The sequence below is a fragment of the Arthrobacter sp. 2MCAF15 genome (assembly GCF_052115605.1).
Lineage (GTDB): Bacteria > Actinomycetota > Actinomycetes > Actinomycetales > Micrococcaceae > Arthrobacter.
Genome location: NZ_JBFRGZ010000007.1, coordinates 122,096 through 138,799, shown reverse-complemented (window position 1 = coordinate 138,799; position 16,704 = coordinate 122,096). Strand labels below are relative to the sequence as shown.

The window sequence follows — 16,704 nt, the reverse complement described above, 5'->3', positions numbered from 1 at the left end:
CCTAGACGTCCCGCTTCTTGAGCATGAATCCTGCCAGGAGCAGCGGGATGACCACCCAGGCGCCCAGCACCAGGCCGGCCTGCCAGGCCTCCAGGGTGTCCGGGAGATGTTCGGCGGCGGTCATGGGTGCCAGCGTGTTGTCCGGGATGAACTTGCGCAGTTCCTTGACGAAGTCGCCCTGGATGATCTGCAGCGCGATCGGAAGCACAAAGAAGATGCCCACCAGGCTCATGATGCCGCCGGCGGAGTTCCTGATCAGGGCGCCGAGGGCCATGCCGATCGCTGCGACGGCGGCAACATAAACGCTGTTGATCAGCAGGGTCCGGTAGTACTGCCCGCTGGAGACGTCCAGCGTGTGGCCGTACTGGTCGAAGATCGGCACCGCCACCAGGCCGGCGAGGTAGAGCGAAACGGCAGTGACCAGGAACGCCGAGACCACGACGACGAGGAGTTTGGCGACGAAGGCCGGGATTCGTTTCGGGACGGCGGTAAATGTGGACCGCGCCATTCCCGTGGTGAATTCGGAGCTGATGATCAGCACGGCCAGGGAACCAAGAATCAGTTGCGCGAACGAGATCCCCGCGCTGGGTGCCGATGCCGCGATGTCGCCCTGGGCGGCCAATGCCGCGGAACGTTGCGGATTCGAGCCGGAGGCCTGCAGCGCCTGGCCGATGCCCCAGGCCGCGAGGGCGCCGATTCCAACAATGACGACGATTGTGGAGCCGAGCAGGATCAGCGTGGAGAGCAGGGTGCGGAACTTGATGAATTCGGAGTTGAGGACCCTCAGGAAGCTGGGGCCGGGGCCGGAACTGGTGCCGTTTCCGGAGCGCTGGGCGGAGGTGTCGGCGCCGCGGGAGGGCGTGGATTCAACGGTTGTGGAGCTCATGGCTTAGTTGCCTCCGGCTTCGACGGGAACGGCGCCCGTGGTGATCAGCGAGTGGTATTCGACCTCATCCTTGGTCAGTTCCATGTAGGCCTCCTCGAGGCTGGCCTGCAGCGGGGTGAGTTCGTAGATCATGACGTGGTTATCCAGGGCTGCGGTGGCGATCTGCCGCGGGTCCAGGCCCGTGACTTCGAGGAGCTCGCGTTCCTGGACCTCCACCGAGACGCCGGCGCCGGCGAGCAGCTGCATGAGCCGGTCCGGCTGGTCGGTGCGGACGCGCGCGCGGCTCTGGCCCTTCCCGGTGATGATCTCCTGGATCGGGGCGTCCGCGATGATCTTCCCGCGGCCGATCACGATCAGGTGGTCCGCCGTGACGGCCATTTCGCTCATGAGGTGGCTGGAGAGGAAGACCGTGCGCCCCTCGGAGGCAAGATACTTCGCCAGATTGCGGACCCACACCACGCCCTCGGGGTCAAGACCGTTGACGGGCTCGTCCAGGATGACGGTCTGCGGGTCGCCCAGGAGGGCGGCGGCGATGCCCAGGCGCTGGCCCATGCCGAGCGAGAAGCCCCGGACCTTCTTCCCGGCCACCTCAGCGAGCCCGGTCATCTCGATGACGTCGTGGACCCGCTTTTTGGGGATGCTGTGCGTCGCGGCCATGGCGAGCAGGTGGTTGTAGGCGGAGCGGCTCGTGTGGACGGCCTTGGCGTCCAGCAGCGCGCCGACGTCGCGCAGCGGCGCAGCGTGGTCGGCCAGGGGCGCACCGTTGACGGTCACCGAGCCCGACGTCGGCCGGTCCAGTCCCATGATCATGCGCATGGTGGTGGATTTTCCGGCCCCGTTCGGCCCCAGGAAGCCGGTGACCCGGCCGGCTTCGACGGTGAAGTTGACACCGGCGACGGCGGTCTTGTCGCCGTAAACCTTGGTCAGGCCTCGTGCTTCGATCATGGAAGCGTTCCTTTGCGTAGCGGGAGATATGTCCGGGTCACCGCGATCACGGGCCCGTCTGCACCCCACGCTACCGACACCGCCGGCGGTTTTCGCCGGTCTCAGGGATGATTCAGGGGCGAATCAGGGTAGTCCGGGAGGATGACGCCCCCGGCCCCCGACGTTCGGCCGGAGGCCTGGCGGGCCCGCCCGCGGGTCTGCCCGGGCTCAGTCGAGGGGCGAGTAATAGGTCAGCGCGCCGCCCCGGACGGTGATCTCCACGCTCCGCACCCCCGGCACCACCTCGCCGTCGACGGCGAGGACCATGGGCCCGTTTCCGGGTTCCACGGTGATTCGGTCGGTTTCGCTGAGGTGGGTGATGCCGGACGTGGCCACGGTGCCGGTGAGCACGGCCCAGAGCAGCCGCAGCCGGGCGAACGGCTCATCAGCGGTGATCATCCGCAGGTCCAGGACCCCGTCCGAGAGCACGGGGCGTACGAGCGGCGCGTGGTCGCGGGGGTAGTAGCGGCCGCGGCCGATGTAGAGGATCCACAGCCGGTGCCGCACGCCGTTGACGACCAGGCTGGTGGGGGTGCCGGCGGCGAAGGTCCGGAGCATCGCCACGATTCCGGCCAGGGGTTTTCCGAGTGCCGGCTGGAGCTGCTCCCGCCGGCGGACCAGGTTCGGGTAGAGGCCGATGCTGGCCGTGTTGAGCATGGTCAGTTCGAGGTGCTCCGGGCTGTCGGGGAGCCCTCGTTCGACCCTCACGTGGCCGACGTCGGCCACGGCGGCGTCGCCGTTTGAGGCCGCCTGCACCGCCGCCATCAAGGTGGGCGTCCCGGCGTCGCGGGCGAAGTGGTTCAGCGTCCCGCCGGGGAGCACCAGCAGCGGAAGGGAATGTTCGACGGCGGCGGCCGCTGCGGCGCCCACGGTGCCATCGCCGCCCCAGACGCCCAGGGCCTCGATGCCCGACCGGGTCGCAATCCCTGCGATGCCGGCCTCAACGGACTCGTCCTGCCCGATTTCCTTTATATACGCCTTGGGGAATGTCTTCTGCAGGGTGGCAACGGTCTCGTCAGCATAGGACCCGCCGAGGGTATTGATCCCGATGCAAAGTCCCTGGCCGTCCGGGAGTTCCTCGGCACGGACTGTACTGCGGCGGGTTTCCGGGAAGGGCGGCCGGACGGGCCACCATTTCCGCGTCACCATGGCCGCCCCGGCGCCGATCGCCGAACCAAAGAGCACATCCGAGGGCCAGTGGGCCCCCGTGTGGACCCGTGAGTAGGCCACGCCGGCCGCGACGGGGGCCAGCGCCGCCCCCAGCGCCGGGCGGACCAGGCCGACTCCCAGGGCGAAGGCCACCGCGGAGGCGGAATGGCCCGAGGGCATCGATGAGCTCGTCGGCTGCGGGTTGACGAAGCGGAACACCGGAAGGTGTTCGGGCAGGGGACGGGTCCGGGGCAGGAGGGTCTTGAACGCCAGGTTTGTCACGGCCGATGCCACGCCCTGCGCAAGGAGCCCATGGAGGGCTGCCCGCCGCGTCTTCCCGGGCACAAGCGCCATCACTCCGGCAACGCCGAACCAGAGTTTGCCATTGTTGGCAGCTGCGGACAGGCGGCGGAAGAACTCATCGTGGCCGCCGGCGGGCAGATTGGAGACGGCGCGCACCAGTTTGCGGTCGAACGTCGACAAGCGGCCTGGAGCCTTCTTCAGCATGGTTCGCATCTGACCACCATACTGCCGGACACTGCGTGCCAGAGGCGGAAACACACGACGGCAGCGGGGAGCCTAGCGAGGCCGCAGCGGGCGTAGCGGGCGTAGCGGGGCTTGCTACCTCGAGGGCAGCGGCTTCGCGGCACCGGCGAGCAGCAGGGCCACGAGGATCGGGATTCCGATCGCCAGCAGGGCCGTCCTGATGCCGGTCAGATCTCCCAGATAGCCCAACAGGGGCGGCCCGGCGAGGAACGCGATGTAGCCCAGGGTGGACACGACGGACACCCGCGCTGCTGCCTTCCTGGGGTCATCCGCCGCGGCGGACATGCCGATCGGAAATGCCAGCGCGGCCCCCACGCCCCAGAGCACGGCACCGGCCGCGGCCAGCCAGATGGTTCCCGCGAAGACGAAGAGGCAGAGGCCCGCGGTTGCCGCGGCCATGCTGGCGCGCAGCACGGCCACACGGCCGTAGGCGTCGATCGCGCGGCCGCCGAAGAAGCGCATGGCGGTCATGGCCAGCACAAAGGCGGCGAACAGCAGCGCCCCCGTGGATTGTTCGGCGCCCAGGCCGTCAACAGCGGCTTTGGCAATCCAGTCGTTGCCGGCGCCTTCAGTCAGGGTGGCGCCCAGGACGACGACGCCGATCAGCAGCGTGCGGCCGTCCCGCCAGGCCGAGCCGCCCTTGCCGGCCTCCAGGTCCCCTGCGGTGGAGGCTTCTGCGGCCTCATGCGGCAGGAAGTACCGCGGGGCCACTGTGGTCAGGACGGCAACGACGGCGGCGATGACCAGGAGGTGTGCCGGGAGGCCGACGCCCAGGGTGGACAGGCCAGCGCCGATCAGGGCGCCCACGAACGCGCCGCCGCTGAAAGCCGCGTGGAACTGCGGCATGATGGTGCGCCCGAGCTGGTGTTCGACGTCGGCACCTTCAATGTTCTGCGAAACATCCCACAACCCGACGCCGATTCCGAAGAAGAAGAGGGCGATCGCCGTCCCCGGGACGGAAGCGGCCATCAGCGAGAATGCCACGGCGACGCCGGCCGCCGCGGCCACAAGTCCGGCGCTCCGGACGGTGTTCGCGGTGCCGATCCGGCCGACGACGAACCCGGCCGTGGGCAGCGCGATCAGCGAGCCGACCGCCAGGCACAGCAGCAGCGTTCCCATTTGCCCGGCGGTGATGTTCAGGATCTCCGTCACCGCGGGGATCCGGGCGGCCCAGCTGGCGAAGACCAGGCCGTTGATGCCGAAGACAAGGAAGGTGGCCCCTGCGGCAGCCTTCAGCTGCGGGACGGTTGCGGTACTGGTCATACGATCACTGCTTCCACCGAGTGTTGTGCGAGTTGGTCACGTTCTTCAGGACTGAGCTGTCGGTCGGTCACGATGGTGTCCACGGCGTCCAGGGGCGCCACGAGGGCGACGGCGCTGGCGTTCCATTTTGATCCGGCACAGGCGACGATGACCCGGGCCGCGGATTCGAGGCCTGCGCGCTTCACGGCAGCGTCGTCGAGGTCGTGGGCCAGCAGCCCGTCCTTGAGGTTCAGGGCGCAGGGCGTCACGACGGCGGCGTCGAAGCGCAGGGAGCGGATGTTGGATTCCGTCATCGGCCCGCGGAAGGACAGTTCGCCGGGGATGAGGCTTCCGCCGGGCATCAGGATGTCCGGGCGCCGGCCGGCAGTCGCATCGTCGGGGGACAGTGCCGTGACGGACCGCAGTGACATCGGCATGATCGTCATCTCGCGCTGGCGCAACTGCCGGGCGATTTCCGTGGCCGTGGTGCCGCTGTCCAGCCAGACGTGGCCGCGGTCCTGGAGCAGGGCGACCACTCCGGCGGCGATCCGCACTTTGGCGGCGTGGTCCTCCAGCTCGCGTTGGCCGTACTCGGGGTTTTCGCCGCCGAAAACCAGGCTTTTGGCGCCGCCGTGGACCCGTCGCAGCACGCCGTGCTGGGCCAGGACGTCCAGGTCGCGCCGGATGGTGGCACCGGATGCCCCGCAGGCGGCCATCAGTTCGTCCACCGTGACCTGCTCCCGGCTGCGAAGCAGTCCGCCGATCAGGCGGTGCCGCTCATCAGTATGCATGATCAAATGCTAATGCTTTTTGATCATTTAATCATCTGTTGCGCGGGGCGCAGAAGCAACGCGGTGCGGACCCGTCGTCGTCCTGTGGGTCAGCGGGCGCGCTCGACGCGCTTTTCGTCCCAGACGGGTTCAGCGGATTCATAGACCCTGCCGTCGGAGCCGAAGACCAGGAAACGGTCGAAGGTGCGGGCAAACCAGCGGTCGTGGGTGACCGCCAGGACGGTACCCTCGAAGTGGTCGATGGCCCGTTCCAGGGCTTCGGCCGAGTGCAGGTCCAGGTTGTCCGTGGGCTCGTCGAGCAGCAGCAGCGTGGCGCCGGAGAGCTGCAGCAGCAGGATCTGGAACCGCGCCTGCTGGCCGCCGGAAAGGGACTCGTACTTCTGCTCCGACTGCCCCGCGAGCCCGTAGCCGTCCAGCGCCCCGGCGGCGGCTTCGCGGCCCAGCCCGGAGCGGTGCTCGTCGCCGCGGTGCAGGATTTCGAGCAGGGTCTTGCCCAGCAGGTCGGGCCGGACGTGGGTCTGGGCGAAGAAACCGGGGCGGATCCGGGCGCCGAGTTTCACGGTGCCCTCGTGCGGGACCTCGGCGATCTCGACGTCGGACACGGGCAGGTGCTCCCGCTCCGGGTCGGTGCCGCCGGTGGCGAGCAGGCGCAGGAAGTGGCTCTTGCCGGAGCCGTTGGACCCCAGTACCCCGACCCGGTCACCGAACCAGACCTCGGTGGAGAACGGCTTCATCAGGCCCGTCAGTTCCAGCTTCTCCGCCACGATGGCGCGCTTGGCGGTGCGCCCGCCCTTGAGCCGCATCTGCACATTCTGCTCAATCGGCAGGGCCTCGGGCGGTCCGGCCTCCAGGAACTTCGCCAGCCGGGTCTGCGCGGCGTGGTACCGGTTGGCCATGTCGGAGCGGAACGCTGCCTTGTTCTTGTACATGTTGACGAGTTCCTTGAGCTTCACGTGCTCCTCGTCCCAGCGTTTGCGCAGCTCTTCGAAACGCGCGTTCCGGTCCGCGCGGGCGTCCACGTAGGAGCCGAAGCCGCCGCCGTGGATCCAGGCGCCCGCACCGTTGATGCCCGGCTCCAGGGTGACGATGCGGCCGGCGGCGTTGTTGAGCAGTTCGCGGTCGTGGCTGATGAAGAACACGGTCTTCTTCGACTCGTTCAGCTTGGCCTCGAGCCAGCGCTTGCCCGGGACGTCGAGGTAGTTGTCCGGCTCGTCCAGGAGCAGCAGCTCGTCGGGGCCGGCGAAGAGGGCTTCGAGGACCAGCCTCTTCTGCTCGCCGCCGGACAGGCTCGACGCCGGGCGGTGCTGCGCGCGGTCGAATGGCAGGCCCAGGGCGGCCATGCACACCTCGTCCCAGACGGTCTCGACGTCGTATCCGCCGGCGTCGCCCCAGTCCACGATCGCCTGGGCGTAGGCCATTTGGGTGGGCTCGTCGTCGTGCTCCAGCATGGCGAGTTCCGCCTCGTCGACGGCACGCGCGGCGGCGGCCAGCGCCGGCGGGGCCGCGGAAACCAGCAGGTCCCGGACCGTGGAGTCGTCACGGACCTGGCCCACAAACTGGCGCATGATCCCCATGTTGCCGGACCGGCCGATCACGCCTTCGTCCGGGACCAGGTCGCCGGAAATGATCCGGAACAGTGTGGTCTTGCCCGTTCCGTTGGGCCCGATCAGCGCCGTCTTGGTGCCGTCCGGGACCTTGAAGGTCACGCCGTTGAGCAGCTGGGTGCCGTCGGAGAGGAAGTAATCGATGTTCGAAACGTCAATATGAGCCACGCGTTCAATCTTCCCATGGTCTTCCCGCGGCCTTGCCTCGGCCATCCCGGAGACCGGCGGCCCGGGCTGCTTCCGGGGGCGTCAGCCGGCCTTGGTGAGGAACTCCTTGAGCAGCGGGCCGGAGGTGGTGGCCCCAAGGCCGCCGTCCTCAACGAAGACGGCGACGGCGAGGTCGCCGTGCACGGCCACGATCCAGGCGTGGGTCTTGGGCGGGCTGTCGTTGCCGAACTCGGCCGTGCCGGTCTTCGCGCCGACGGGCTCACCCGGGACGGACGCCAGGAACCCGGCGTGCCCGCTGGTCACGACGGCACGCATCATGTCGGCCAGCGAGGCGGCCTCCGCTGCCGTGACCGGCGTTTCGGCGGCAGCGGCCGGTGCGGGGGCCGACGGCGTGGCGTCACCGGACGGCGGCGCTGTCGGCGACGCACCGGCGGTTTCGGTGCCGGCAGTGGCTGTGCTCCCGGCCCCGGGGGCCGTGACGCCCTCGTTCGGATTCAATACCAGCTGGGCTGCCACCGGGGCGCCCTTGGCCACCGAGCCGGCCATGATGGCGGCGGCCAGCGGGGACAGGAGCACCTTGCCCTGGCCGATCATGGAGGCGGCGTGTTCGGTGCCTTCTGCGTCTCCCGGGACGGAGCCGAGGAACGCGGCGGCTCCGAGCGCGGGCGCTTCGACTGCCACGCCCAGCGAGGTCGCGGCCGATTCGAGCTGCGCCTGACTGACGGTGTCGCGGGCATTGATGAAGGCGGTGTTGCAGGAGTGCGCAAAGGCATCGCGCAGCATCACGGAGCCCAGGGAGGACGCGGGGTATCCCTCGGCGTTCTTGAACGTGCGGCCGTCCACGGTGAGGGTGGACGGGCAGTCCACCTTGGAGTCGGGGGTCATTCCGTTGCGGAACATGGCCAGGGAATCGACCATCTTGAAGATCGAACCGGGGGCGTACTGGCCCAGCATCGCGGTGTCGTAGCCGTTGCTGCCCGGCCCGGAGGCGGCCGCCAGGACGGCGCCGCTGGAGGGCCGGAGCGCCACGATGGCCGACGCCGGGCCGACCTTGGCGAGGACGTCCTCCGCGAGCTGCTGCAGCTTCGGGTCCAGGGTGGTTTTCAGCGGGGTTCCCACTTTTGTCTCAGTCTGGAACTGCACGCGGCGTCCTTCATTGGGCAAAGTCTGCTTTTCTTCGGCTGTGAGGCCTGCCTTCTCGGCGAAGACCTGAATACCGTCGCTGCCGCGAAGCTGGGCGTCGTACTGCTGTTGGAGTCCGCCGGTGCCTGTGGTGTCCCCGGCCTTGAGTGCCCCGTTCGATTTTTCGATCTGCTCGGCATTCGCCTCGGCCGCGGTGCCCAGCAGGGCGCGGGCGAAGGTGCGGGAAGGTGCCAGCGGGAGGGAACCCTGGATGGCGCGGGCACCAGAAATCTCGCCGATCTGACCGTCAGTAACGGTCCGCCCATCCTCACGCAGGGTGATGGCGGCAACGAATGCCTCGGGGCCGGACGCCTGGACCTGCTGGACGTAGGCCGCGGGGTCGACGCCGACCAGCTGGGCAAGCTTGGTGGCGGAGTCGGCAGGATCCGCGCCGCCGAGTGCGGGCTTGTCGATGCCAACGTTGACCACGGGCCGGTAGGTGACCAGCGGCACGCCTCCGGCGCCCAGGATGTCCGCCCGTGCCGGCGTGTGGGTGGCTGAGTAGACGATCTCGCCTTCGGCCAATTCGGGGACCAGGGTGGCCGGGTTCCATACCGTCAGCCACTTGTCGCCGGACTTCTTGAACTGGGCGAAGGTGGTGTACTTCCACTCCCCGGTGCCGATCTTCCAGCTGTAGTTGAGCGGGACAGTGGCCGTAGAGGACTCCAGCGTCAGTTGGCCGCTCTCCACTGCCGGCTTGACCGGGTCAAGTCCCTTGAAAATTTCCTTGAGCTGGTCGTTGGCGGCGCCGGACTCCTTGCCCTCAAAGCCGACGGATCCGACGTCGAGCGCGGACACCGCGGAGGCAAGCTGCTTGGCGGCGCTTTCGGCGCCGGCACGGCCGTCGTCGCAGGCGACCAGCGAGGCGCCAAGGACAAGACCCACAAGGGCCAGTGCAAGTTTTGATGAGTTCCCCATGGCGACATTATGCCCCGGACCACTGACTATCCCGTTGTCACATAACGCCGTCACGTGATGCAAGGACCCGCAACAGGCTAGGGCCGCCGGATGATCCTGCGCTGCGCGGCCACGGCGATTGCGGCGGTGCGGTTGTCCACGCCGAGCTTGGTGTAGATGTGCACCAGGTGGGTCTTGACCGTGGCCTCCGAGATGAAGAGCTGCTTCGCGATCGCCCGGTTTCCCAGGCCGGTGGCCAGCAGTTCCAGCAATTGGATCTCGCGGGCGGACAAGGCGGGCTCCGGATTCCTGATCCGGCCCATCAGCCGGGCCGCGACCTCCGGTGCCAGCGCCGTTCCGCCGGCCGCGGCCGAGAGCACCGCCTGGCGGATCTGTTCGGGCGGGGCGTCCTTGAGCATGTAGCCGCTGGCGCCGGCCTCGACAGCGGCGAGGATGTCGGCGTCGGAGTCGAAGGTGGTGAGGATCAGCACCGGCGGCGCAGGCTGGCCGGCCTCTCCCGCTTTGATCCGCCCTGTAGCTGTGACCCCGTCCATGCCGGCACCCATCTGCAGATCCATCAGCACCACGTCTGCGGGCTCGCCCAGGGTATGGAGCTTCGCCAGCCCGGCCAGGGCCGCCGCGCCGTCGGCGGCCTCGGCCACCACAGTGATGCCCTGCAGATCGCCCAGCATGGCCCGCAGCCCGGCGCGGACCACCGGGTGGTCGTCCACCAGGAACACCCGGATGCTGTTCATGGCAGCTCCTTGCCGGCTTGGGCCACGGCAGCGGTGGAGTCCGCTTGGTTGCCCAGCGGCAGCCGGATGGCCACCACAGTGCCCTCGCCCGGTGTGGATTCGATGTCCAGCTGGCCGTTGAGGGCGGCCACCCGTTCGCGCAGCGACCTCAGGCCGTAGCCGGAGCCGTCCGGGCGGGCGGCCACGGCCGCCGGGTCGAACCCGCCGCCGTCGTCGAAGATGTCCATGGCCACTTCCGGGCCCAGGAAGGACAGGGTGACGACGGCGACGCTCGCCTGCGCATGAATCCGGACGTTGGCCAGGCTCGCCTGGGCGGCCCGAAGCAGGGTGCTCTGGTGGGCCGCAGGGAGTTCGGTCGGCGGGCCTTCGACATCAAGGCGGCAGCGCAGTCCGGCACCGCGCGCGTCAGCTTCCGCTTCGGTCTTCTCGCACAGCCGGTGGAGGCTGGCCACGAGGGAACCGTTCTCGAGATCGGGGGACTGGAGGGCCCGGACGAAGTTGCGGGCTTCTGCAAGATTGGCGGCCGCCGTGTCCTGGACAATGCGGAGCCTTTCCCGAGCCATGGCGGAATCGCCGTCGTCCAGGGCCTTCTCGGCCGCGCGGCCCATCAGCACAATGCTGGACAGGCCCTGGGCGAGGGTGTCATGGATTTCGCGGGCCAGCCGGGTGCGCTCGGCCACGGTGCCGGCGTTGTGCTGGGTCCGGGCGAGTTCGGCACGGGTCCGGCGGAGTTCAACGGCTGCCAGCCGCTGGTTTTCCGCCTCCAGGAACAGCGCCCGGTAGGCGAGCCCGGTGACAACGGCGAAGGCCGCGCCGAACACAGGGCCCAGCACCATGGGCAGCTCCAGCGCCGCGCCGGCTTGCGCTCCACCGGCCTGCCCCGCACCGGCCTGCCCCAAGGGTGCGATGCCGCCGCCGTGGAACCAGAGCGCAGCGATGACCAGCACGGTGCTCAGTGCGATCGCCGGCAGCGCCAGACGCCGCCGGAGCACGTGCAGCTGCAGGAAGAACAGCGGGAAGGCGAGCCAGACGAAGTCGGCGCTGGCCCAGACCAGCACCAGCCAGAGCAGGCTCACGCCGCCCAGCCACCAGCCCGAGTAAGGCCTCGGATCGAACCGTGCAGGGTCCGAGGAGTGCCGCTTCTCCAGGACAGTGCCAACGAGGTAGACGGCGGCCAGCAGCGGTGCCAGCAACAGGGCGATCCAGCCGGGGCCTTGGACGCCGCCGGTGAGGAACCGGACGAGCGCCACGAGAAGCAGCACGGCGAAGCCGACATGCAGGCTCACGCGCAGGACGCGCAGAATGACGGCCGCCCCGGTGGGCTCCGCACCCGCGTGCATCGCGCCGTCCTGACCTGTGCCGCCGGGAATTGTGCCGTCGTTGACCGGGTTCCCGGCGTCGCCCTCCATGCTTCCAGCCTAGTGCCGGGCAGGACAGCACTTGCTCGGAAAGCGGTACCTCGCCGGTGGAATCAACCGATCGGTTGACCGCCCGGTGGTCCTCCCGGCGGCGGCGGTCCAGCCGCTCGGCCGATGCCTCTAAACCTGGCGCGCGGAAGGCTTGAACCTAGGCCACCAACGTCACTGACAAAGAAGGACAACTATGTATCTCGCCATCCGCGACATCCGCTTCGCCAAGGGGCGGTTTGCCCTCATGGGCGCGGTCGTCGCCCTCATCACGCTCCTGCTCGTCATGCTTTCCGGGCTCACCGCCGGCCTCGGCAACCAGTCGACGTCGGCCCTCGCCGCCCTTCCGGCCGACCAGCTGGTCTTTGGCGCGCCGGCCGGAAGCGAGCCCAAGGCCTCATTCACGGAGTCCGAAGTCACGCGCGCACAGCAGGCGCAGTGGGCGGCACGCGACGGCGTCGCCCGGGCCGATGCGCTGGGGATCAGCCAAAGCCGGTTCCAGGCCCTGGGCGCCGGTGGCGTACCGGCACGCACGGCAAGCGTGGCGGTCTTCGGCGCCGAGCCCGGCACCGGGCTGGCTCCCGCCCCCCTGTCCGAGGGAACTGTCACTGTCGGAGCGGGCCTCGCGGCGGACTTGGACCTCAGCATTGGCAGCCGAGCCTCGGTTGGCGGTTCGGACCTGATCGTGACGGCCATCGTCCCGGACCAGTGGTACTCGCACACCGGCGTCGTGTGGACCACTCTGGCCGACTGGCAGAAGCTCTCACACATCCCAGACGGCGGCGCTGCGACGGTGCTGGCCGTGAAGTTTGGCGCCGGTAAAACAGACGCCGGGACCGGGGTTGATATCGCAGCCGCCAACTCAGCCGCGGGAACCGTCAGCACCACCGTCGACGGATCCTTCCAGGCCCTCGGCTCCTACAAGAGCGAGAACGGCTCGCTGCTGCTCATGCAGGCATTCCTGTACGGCATCTCGGCCCTCGTCATAGTCGCCTTCCTGACGGTCTGGACGGTCCAGCGCACCCGCGACATCGCCGTCCTCAAGGCCCTGGGCGGATCTGCCCGCTACATCCTCAGGGACGCCATGGCGCAGGCGGCCCTGGTCCTGCTGGCCGGCGCCGCGGCGGGCGGCCTGGCCGGCGTGGCGGGTGGGACCCTCGCTTCCCGGGCCGCACCGTTCCTTCTTACCCCCTGGACAACGCTGCTACCCATCGCCGGCATTGTGCTCCTGGGCCTGGCAGGCGCGGCCCTGGCGGTCCGCAGCGTTGCGCGCGTCGATCCGCTCATCGCCCTCGGCGGCAACTGATCTGCCGGCTCCCCGGCTCCCTGCATTCCCTGAAAGGCATATCTCTTGAAATCCACACCGCACCAGCCCGCCCTAAACCTTGTCAACGTCACGCTGGAGTACCCGGACGGCGACGGCACCCTCAAAGCCCTGGACGACGTGAACCTCAAGGTCCAGGCGGGGGAGTTCGTATCCCTGATTGGCCCCTCGGGGTCCGGAAAGTCCTCCCTGCTGGCCGTCGCCGCCACCCTCGTCCGGCCATCCTCCGGTCTGGTGATGATTGACGGACAGGACGCGGGCGGGCTGCCCGACGCCGGCCGTACCGCACTGCGCCGGGACAAGATCGGCATCATTTTCCAGCAGCCTAACCTCCTGCCGTCCCTCACCGCCGTGGAACAGCTGGTGATCACCCAGCGGTTGCGCGGCAGGGCAGTCCGGGCCGCGGCGGAACGCGCCGCGGAACTGCTGGACCTCGTGGGCCTCGGCCAGGCCCTGGCCAAGCGGCCGCACCAGCTCTCCGGCGGGCAGCGCCAGCGCGTCAACATTGCCCGGGCGCTCATGGCGAACCCCGCCGTGCTGCTCGTGGATGAGCCGACGGCGGCCCTTGACCACGACCGCAGTGAGGCGATCGTCCGGCTGCTCCGGCAGGTCACGGACGAGTTCGGTGCGGCAACCGTCATGGTCACGCACGACACCGATTTTGTCCCGTTCACCGATGCCGTGGCGGGCATGCGCGACGGACGGCTCTCGGCCACGGCGACGCCTTCGTCTACAGTCCCGCGGCTGGGCTAAGCTGCGCCGATCCCGAGATCCGGGACGGCAAGCCCGAATATGTCCCTGAGGGCATATTTTGCCGCGTGGAAGCCGGGCATCCCGGTGACCCCGGGACCCGGCGGGGTGGAGGACGAGCACAGGTACACGCCGGACAGCGGCGTCCGCCACGGAACGGGACTCAGCACGGGCCGCCGCAGCATGCCCCAAAGGTCCATGCGCCCGGCGCCAAAGTCCCCGCCGACGTAGTTCTCGCTGTAGGCCGCCAGCCCTGCGGCTGTGGTCACCTTGAACTCGACCACGAGGTCCCGGAACCCGGGCGCGAAGCGTTCCAGCTGGGCGATGACCGCCTCGCCCATGTCCACAGTGGAGCCGGCCGGAACATGGCAATACGTCCAGAGGATGTGGCGGCCGGCTGGAGCGCGGCCAGGATCAAAGCGTGAGGGCTGGGAAACGAGCACGTACGGCCGGTCCGGATGCCGTCCCGCGGCGACCAGGCGCTCCGCTTCGGCGGTCTCGGCCCGGGTGCCCCCCACATGCACGGTCCCGGCATCGGCGAGGCCCTCCGCTGCCCACGGGACCGGTCCGGACAGGATGAAATCTACCTTGCACGCTGCGTTCCCGAAGCGGAAGGACTCCAGCACGCGCCGGTAGCGTGCCGGGAGCCGCGCCCCCGCAAGGTGGAGCAGCGCCGGAGGCGCCACGTCCAGCAGGGTGGCCCGCACCGGCGGCAGATCCGCGAGGGACGTGATCCGCCGGCCGGTCTCGATCACCCCGCCATGGGCCTCGATGTCGGCGGTCAGCGCCCGGGCAATCGCGGCCGATCCGCCGCGCGGAATGGGCCAGCCGCCGGCGTGCCCCAGGGCGCCCAGCATAAGGCCGGCACCGGCCGCGGTGACCGAGGGCAGCGGCACCACGGCATGCGCGGCGACACCGCTCAGCAGCGCGGGAGCGAGGTCCTGACTGAACCTCGCGTTCCACAGCGGCGATCCTTGTTCAAGCGCCCGGAGGCCAAAGGCGGCGGCAGCCGCCGGGTTCCCCGGAATCCGCAGCAGCTGGTTCAGGGTGAGGTCCGCGACGCCCTCCACCCGGCGGACGAGAGGCGCCATGAGCCGGCGGTAGGCGGCGCCGTCGTGCCCGAGTTCTGCAGCAGTGCGGTCCAGGGACCGGTATGCCAGGGCCGCGCGGCCGCCGTCGAGCGGGGATCCGTAGGAGACATCCGGCACTTCCAGGGACACGCGCCGGGACAGCTCGAACTGGCGGAAGAAGGGCGAGGCCAAAGCCATGGGGTGCACGGCCGAACAGACGTCGTGGAAGTGCCCCGGTTCCATCAGTTCCGTGGTGCGCAGTCCGCCGCCTGCGGTGGCAGCCGCCTCGAACACGTGGACTTTGAGCCCGGCCCGCGCCATGGTCACCGCCGCGGCCAGCGCGTTGGGGCCGGAACCGACGACGGCGACCTCGGTCATGCCCGGCGGTCCTCCGCCACGGCAGCCTTCCGCCACGGCCCAAGGGACGCCGCCGGCCGGCTGAGATCAATCCGCAGCCAGTCCGGGGCGCCGTCGAAGGGCCCGCCGTGCGGATCATCCACGCGGTTGCGGCGGATCACGTCGTAGGACGGATCCCAGATGTCCCAGGCGACGCGCGCCATCAGGTAGGCGGTGGCGAGCATGTGGGCCACCACTGCCAGGACGTAATAGGGCATATCGATGTTGTGCTGGGTGGAGCCGCCGCTGGTCGCTTGCCCGAGGTACATCCAGATGGCGCCCCAGTGCAGTGCCTCGATGGTCTGCCAGATGAGGAAGTCGCGCCAGCGCGGCCGGGCAAGGGCGATCAGGGGGATCAGCCACAGCACAAACTGTGGCGAGTACACCTTGTTGGTCAGGATGAAGGCGGCCACGATCAGGAAATCCAGCTGCGCTATCCTCGGCCGCCGGGGTGCGGTCAGCGCGAGGACACCAATCAGGATGCAGGCCAGGAGGAACAGGTCCAGTGCAAGGGAGTTGATGGCCTCGGCCTCAAGCGGGTTCCAGCCCAGCCTCTCGGCCACCAGGTTGTAGGCGAACCAGGGTGAGCTGTACCCCGCGGGCCGTTCCTGGGTGAACTGGTAGAAGTACTTCCAGCCGTCCGGATTCGTCGCGGCCACCGGGACGTTGACCGCCAGCCAGGCCGCGGTGGCCGCTCCGGCAGTGACCAGCAACGCCCGAATGCGCCCGCTCCGGAGCGCCAGCAGCAGGACCGCACCGAGGATCAGCAGCGGGTAGAGCTTAGTGGCCGTGCCCAGGCCGATGCAGATCCCGGCCAGGACAAGCTTGTTGCGCGAAAAGAAGTACATGCCAAGTGCCAGCAGGCACACGGCCCACATGTCCCAGTTGATGACGCCCGCCAGGACGATACCGGGGGCGAGGGCAACCATGGCCGCATCCCAGGTCCGCCGCCGGTACGTCCGTGCCGTGGCCAGCACGGTGACAATCCAGACGGCGGCGATCAGGGTGGCGTTCACATCGAAGTACCCAAGGACGCGGGAATCCCCGGTGCCGGCTCCGGGGACCAGGAGCGCCGTGGCGCCCGCGATGAACCCCATCAGCACCGGGTATTCAAAGAGGGTTCCCTGGGTGATGAAGGGGAAGGCGCCATCGCCGAGGCCACGGTTGCGGAACAGCTCCGGAAAGTCCGAGTAGCACGTGGCGTAGAACTGGCCGGGGGTTTCCCAGCCGTTGGTGCGGCAGAAGTTCTTGAGGAGAATCCCGGCCAGGGCGGCGAGGACTGTGAGGATCACGAGGACACGCTCCACCGTGAAGAACCCTGGCGAGACGATCCCTGGTGCCGAACGCTGGCCCAGGGGACCGCCAATCAGTTCCGTAAAGTTTCGGAGAAAGGGGTCGCTGCGGCTCGGGATGACCAATCGAACCCGTTTGCGGTCCGCCGGCGGCTTTGTCTCCTGCATGACCTTGAGCTTACCGGGGGCCATTGCCCGCGCTTAACAACGCGTGCTTAACAACGCGTGCTTACCACCCGCGGGTTTGACGGCGATAGGGCTT

Annotated in this window: 13 protein-coding genes; 2 read left to right on the top strand and 11 right to left on the bottom strand. The window is 69.0% G+C overall.

The features are described from left to right. Nucleotide 1 precedes the first annotated feature (1 nt). The 9 genes from AB4089_RS10340 to AB4089_RS10300 form a co-directional block, all read right to left on the bottom strand. Entirely contained in the window at nt 2–886 is an 885-nt protein-coding gene (locus tag AB4089_RS10340) for an ABC transporter permease (protein WP_441409193.1), read from the bottom strand. Between the two features lie 3 nt (nt 887–889). Then, nucleotides 890–1,831 (bottom strand): ABC transporter ATP-binding protein, encoded by a 942-nt coding sequence (locus tag AB4089_RS10335; protein ID WP_441409192.1) that lies wholly within the window; start codon nt 1,829–1,831, stop codon nt 890–892. A 207-nt stretch (nt 1,832–2,038) separates the two neighbouring features. Next, complete coding sequence (locus AB4089_RS10330) at nt 2,039–3,535, bottom strand: bifunctional phosphatase PAP2/diacylglycerol kinase family protein (RefSeq protein ID WP_441409191.1); 1,497 nt, start codon at nt 3,533–3,535, stop codon at nt 2,039–2,041. A 105-nt stretch (nt 3,536–3,640) separates the two neighbouring features. Then, complete coding sequence (locus AB4089_RS10325) at nt 3,641–4,828, bottom strand: MFS transporter (RefSeq protein WP_441409190.1); 1,188 nt, start codon at nt 4,826–4,828, stop codon at nt 3,641–3,643. Beyond that, the gene (locus AB4089_RS10320) at nt 4,825–5,598 is read right to left on the bottom strand and encodes a DeoR/GlpR family DNA-binding transcription regulator (RefSeq protein ID WP_441409189.1); all 774 of its coding nucleotides are present in this window, start codon (nt 5,596–5,598) and stop codon (nt 4,825–4,827) included. The genes AB4089_RS10325 and AB4089_RS10320 overlap by 4 nt, the downstream gene beginning before the upstream one ends. An 89-nt stretch (nt 5,599–5,687) precedes the next feature. After that, complete coding sequence (locus AB4089_RS10315) at nt 5,688–7,370, bottom strand: ABC-F family ATP-binding cassette domain-containing protein (protein ID WP_441409188.1); 1,683 nt, start codon at nt 7,368–7,370, stop codon at nt 5,688–5,690. A gap of 81 nt (nt 7,371–7,451) precedes the next feature. Then, a complete protein-coding gene (locus AB4089_RS10310; RefSeq protein WP_441409187.1) occupies nt 7,452–9,470 on the bottom strand; it encodes a penicillin-binding transpeptidase domain-containing protein in 2,019 nt (672 codons plus the stop codon). 77 nt (nt 9,471–9,547) lie between these two features. Beyond that, a complete protein-coding gene (locus AB4089_RS10305) occupies nt 9,548–10,204 on the bottom strand; it encodes a response regulator (RefSeq protein WP_441409186.1) in 657 nt (218 codons plus the stop codon). Next, nucleotides 10,201–11,544, bottom strand: a complete 1,344-nt coding sequence (locus tag AB4089_RS10300; RefSeq protein ID WP_441409240.1) for a sensor histidine kinase — start codon at nt 11,542–11,544, stop codon at nt 10,201–10,203. Before AB4089_RS10300 ends, AB4089_RS10305 begins: the two co-directional genes overlap by 4 nt. A gap of 262 nt (nt 11,545–11,806) precedes the next feature. On the opposite strand from AB4089_RS10300, the gene AB4089_RS10295 reads away from it, so the two are divergent. Then, complete coding sequence (locus AB4089_RS10295) at nt 11,807–12,916, top strand: FtsX-like permease family protein (protein ID WP_441409185.1); 1,110 nt, start codon at nt 11,807–11,809, stop codon at nt 12,914–12,916. A gap of 45 nt (nt 12,917–12,961) precedes the next feature. Continuing rightward, nucleotides 12,962–13,687: an ABC transporter ATP-binding protein gene (locus tag AB4089_RS10290; protein WP_441409184.1), complete on the top strand. Its 726-nt coding sequence runs from the start codon at nt 12,962–12,964 to the stop codon at nt 13,685–13,687. Here the strand turns inward: AB4089_RS10290 and AB4089_RS10285 are convergent. Both AB4089_RS10285 and AB4089_RS10280 read right to left on the bottom strand, forming a co-directional pair. After that, nucleotides 13,684–15,132 (bottom strand): phytoene desaturase family protein, encoded by a 1,449-nt coding sequence (locus tag AB4089_RS10285; protein ID WP_441409183.1) that lies wholly within the window; start codon nt 15,130–15,132, stop codon nt 13,684–13,686. The two genes, AB4089_RS10290 and AB4089_RS10285, sit on opposite strands and share 4 nt — an antisense overlap. Further along, on the bottom strand, nt 15,129–16,610 hold the full coding sequence (locus AB4089_RS10280; RefSeq protein ID WP_441409182.1) for a glycosyltransferase family 87 protein: 1,482 nt from the start codon (nt 16,608–16,610) through the stop codon (nt 15,129–15,131). The genes AB4089_RS10285 and AB4089_RS10280 overlap by 4 nt, the downstream gene beginning before the upstream one ends. Nucleotides 16,611–16,704: the final 94 nt, after the last annotated feature.

What these genes read in the sequence shown, in the direction of transcription:
- AB4089_RS10310 (WP_441409187.1), bottom strand. Translation starts at nt 9,470, where the DNA reads ATGGGGAACTCATCAAAACTTGCACTGGCCCTTGTGGGTCTTGTCCTT.
- AB4089_RS10330 (WP_441409191.1), bottom strand. Translation starts at nt 3,535, where the DNA reads ATGCGAACCATGCTGAAGAAGGCTCCAGGCCGCTTGTCGACGTTCGAC.
- AB4089_RS10285 (WP_441409183.1), bottom strand. Translation starts at nt 15,132, where the DNA reads ATGACCGAGGTCGCCGTCGTCGGTTCCGGCCCCAACGCGCTGGCCGCG.
- AB4089_RS10340 (WP_441409193.1), bottom strand. Translation starts at nt 886, where the DNA reads ATGAGCTCCACAACCGTTGAATCCACGCCCTCCCGCGGCGCCGACACC.
- AB4089_RS10280 (WP_441409182.1), bottom strand. Translation starts at nt 16,610, where the DNA reads ATGCAGGAGACAAAGCCGCCGGCGGACCGCAAACGGGTTCGATTGGTC.
- AB4089_RS10335 (WP_441409192.1), bottom strand. Translation starts at nt 1,831, where the DNA reads ATGATCGAAGCACGAGGCCTGACCAAGGTTTACGGCGACAAGACCGCC.
- AB4089_RS10295 (WP_441409185.1), top strand. Translation starts at nt 11,807, where the DNA reads ATGTATCTCGCCATCCGCGACATCCGCTTCGCCAAGGGGCGGTTTGCC.
- AB4089_RS10305 (WP_441409186.1), bottom strand. Translation starts at nt 10,204, where the DNA reads ATGAACAGCATCCGGGTGTTCCTGGTGGACGACCACCCGGTGGTCCGC.
- AB4089_RS10300 (WP_441409240.1), bottom strand. Translation starts at nt 11,544, where the DNA reads ATGCACGCGGGTGCGGAGCCCACCGGGGCGGCCGTCATTCTGCGCGTC.
- AB4089_RS10325 (WP_441409190.1), bottom strand. Translation starts at nt 4,828, where the DNA reads ATGACCAGTACCGCAACCGTCCCGCAGCTGAAGGCTGCCGCAGGGGCC.
- AB4089_RS10320 (WP_441409189.1), bottom strand. Translation starts at nt 5,598, where the DNA reads ATGCATACTGATGAGCGGCACCGCCTGATCGGCGGACTGCTTCGCAGC.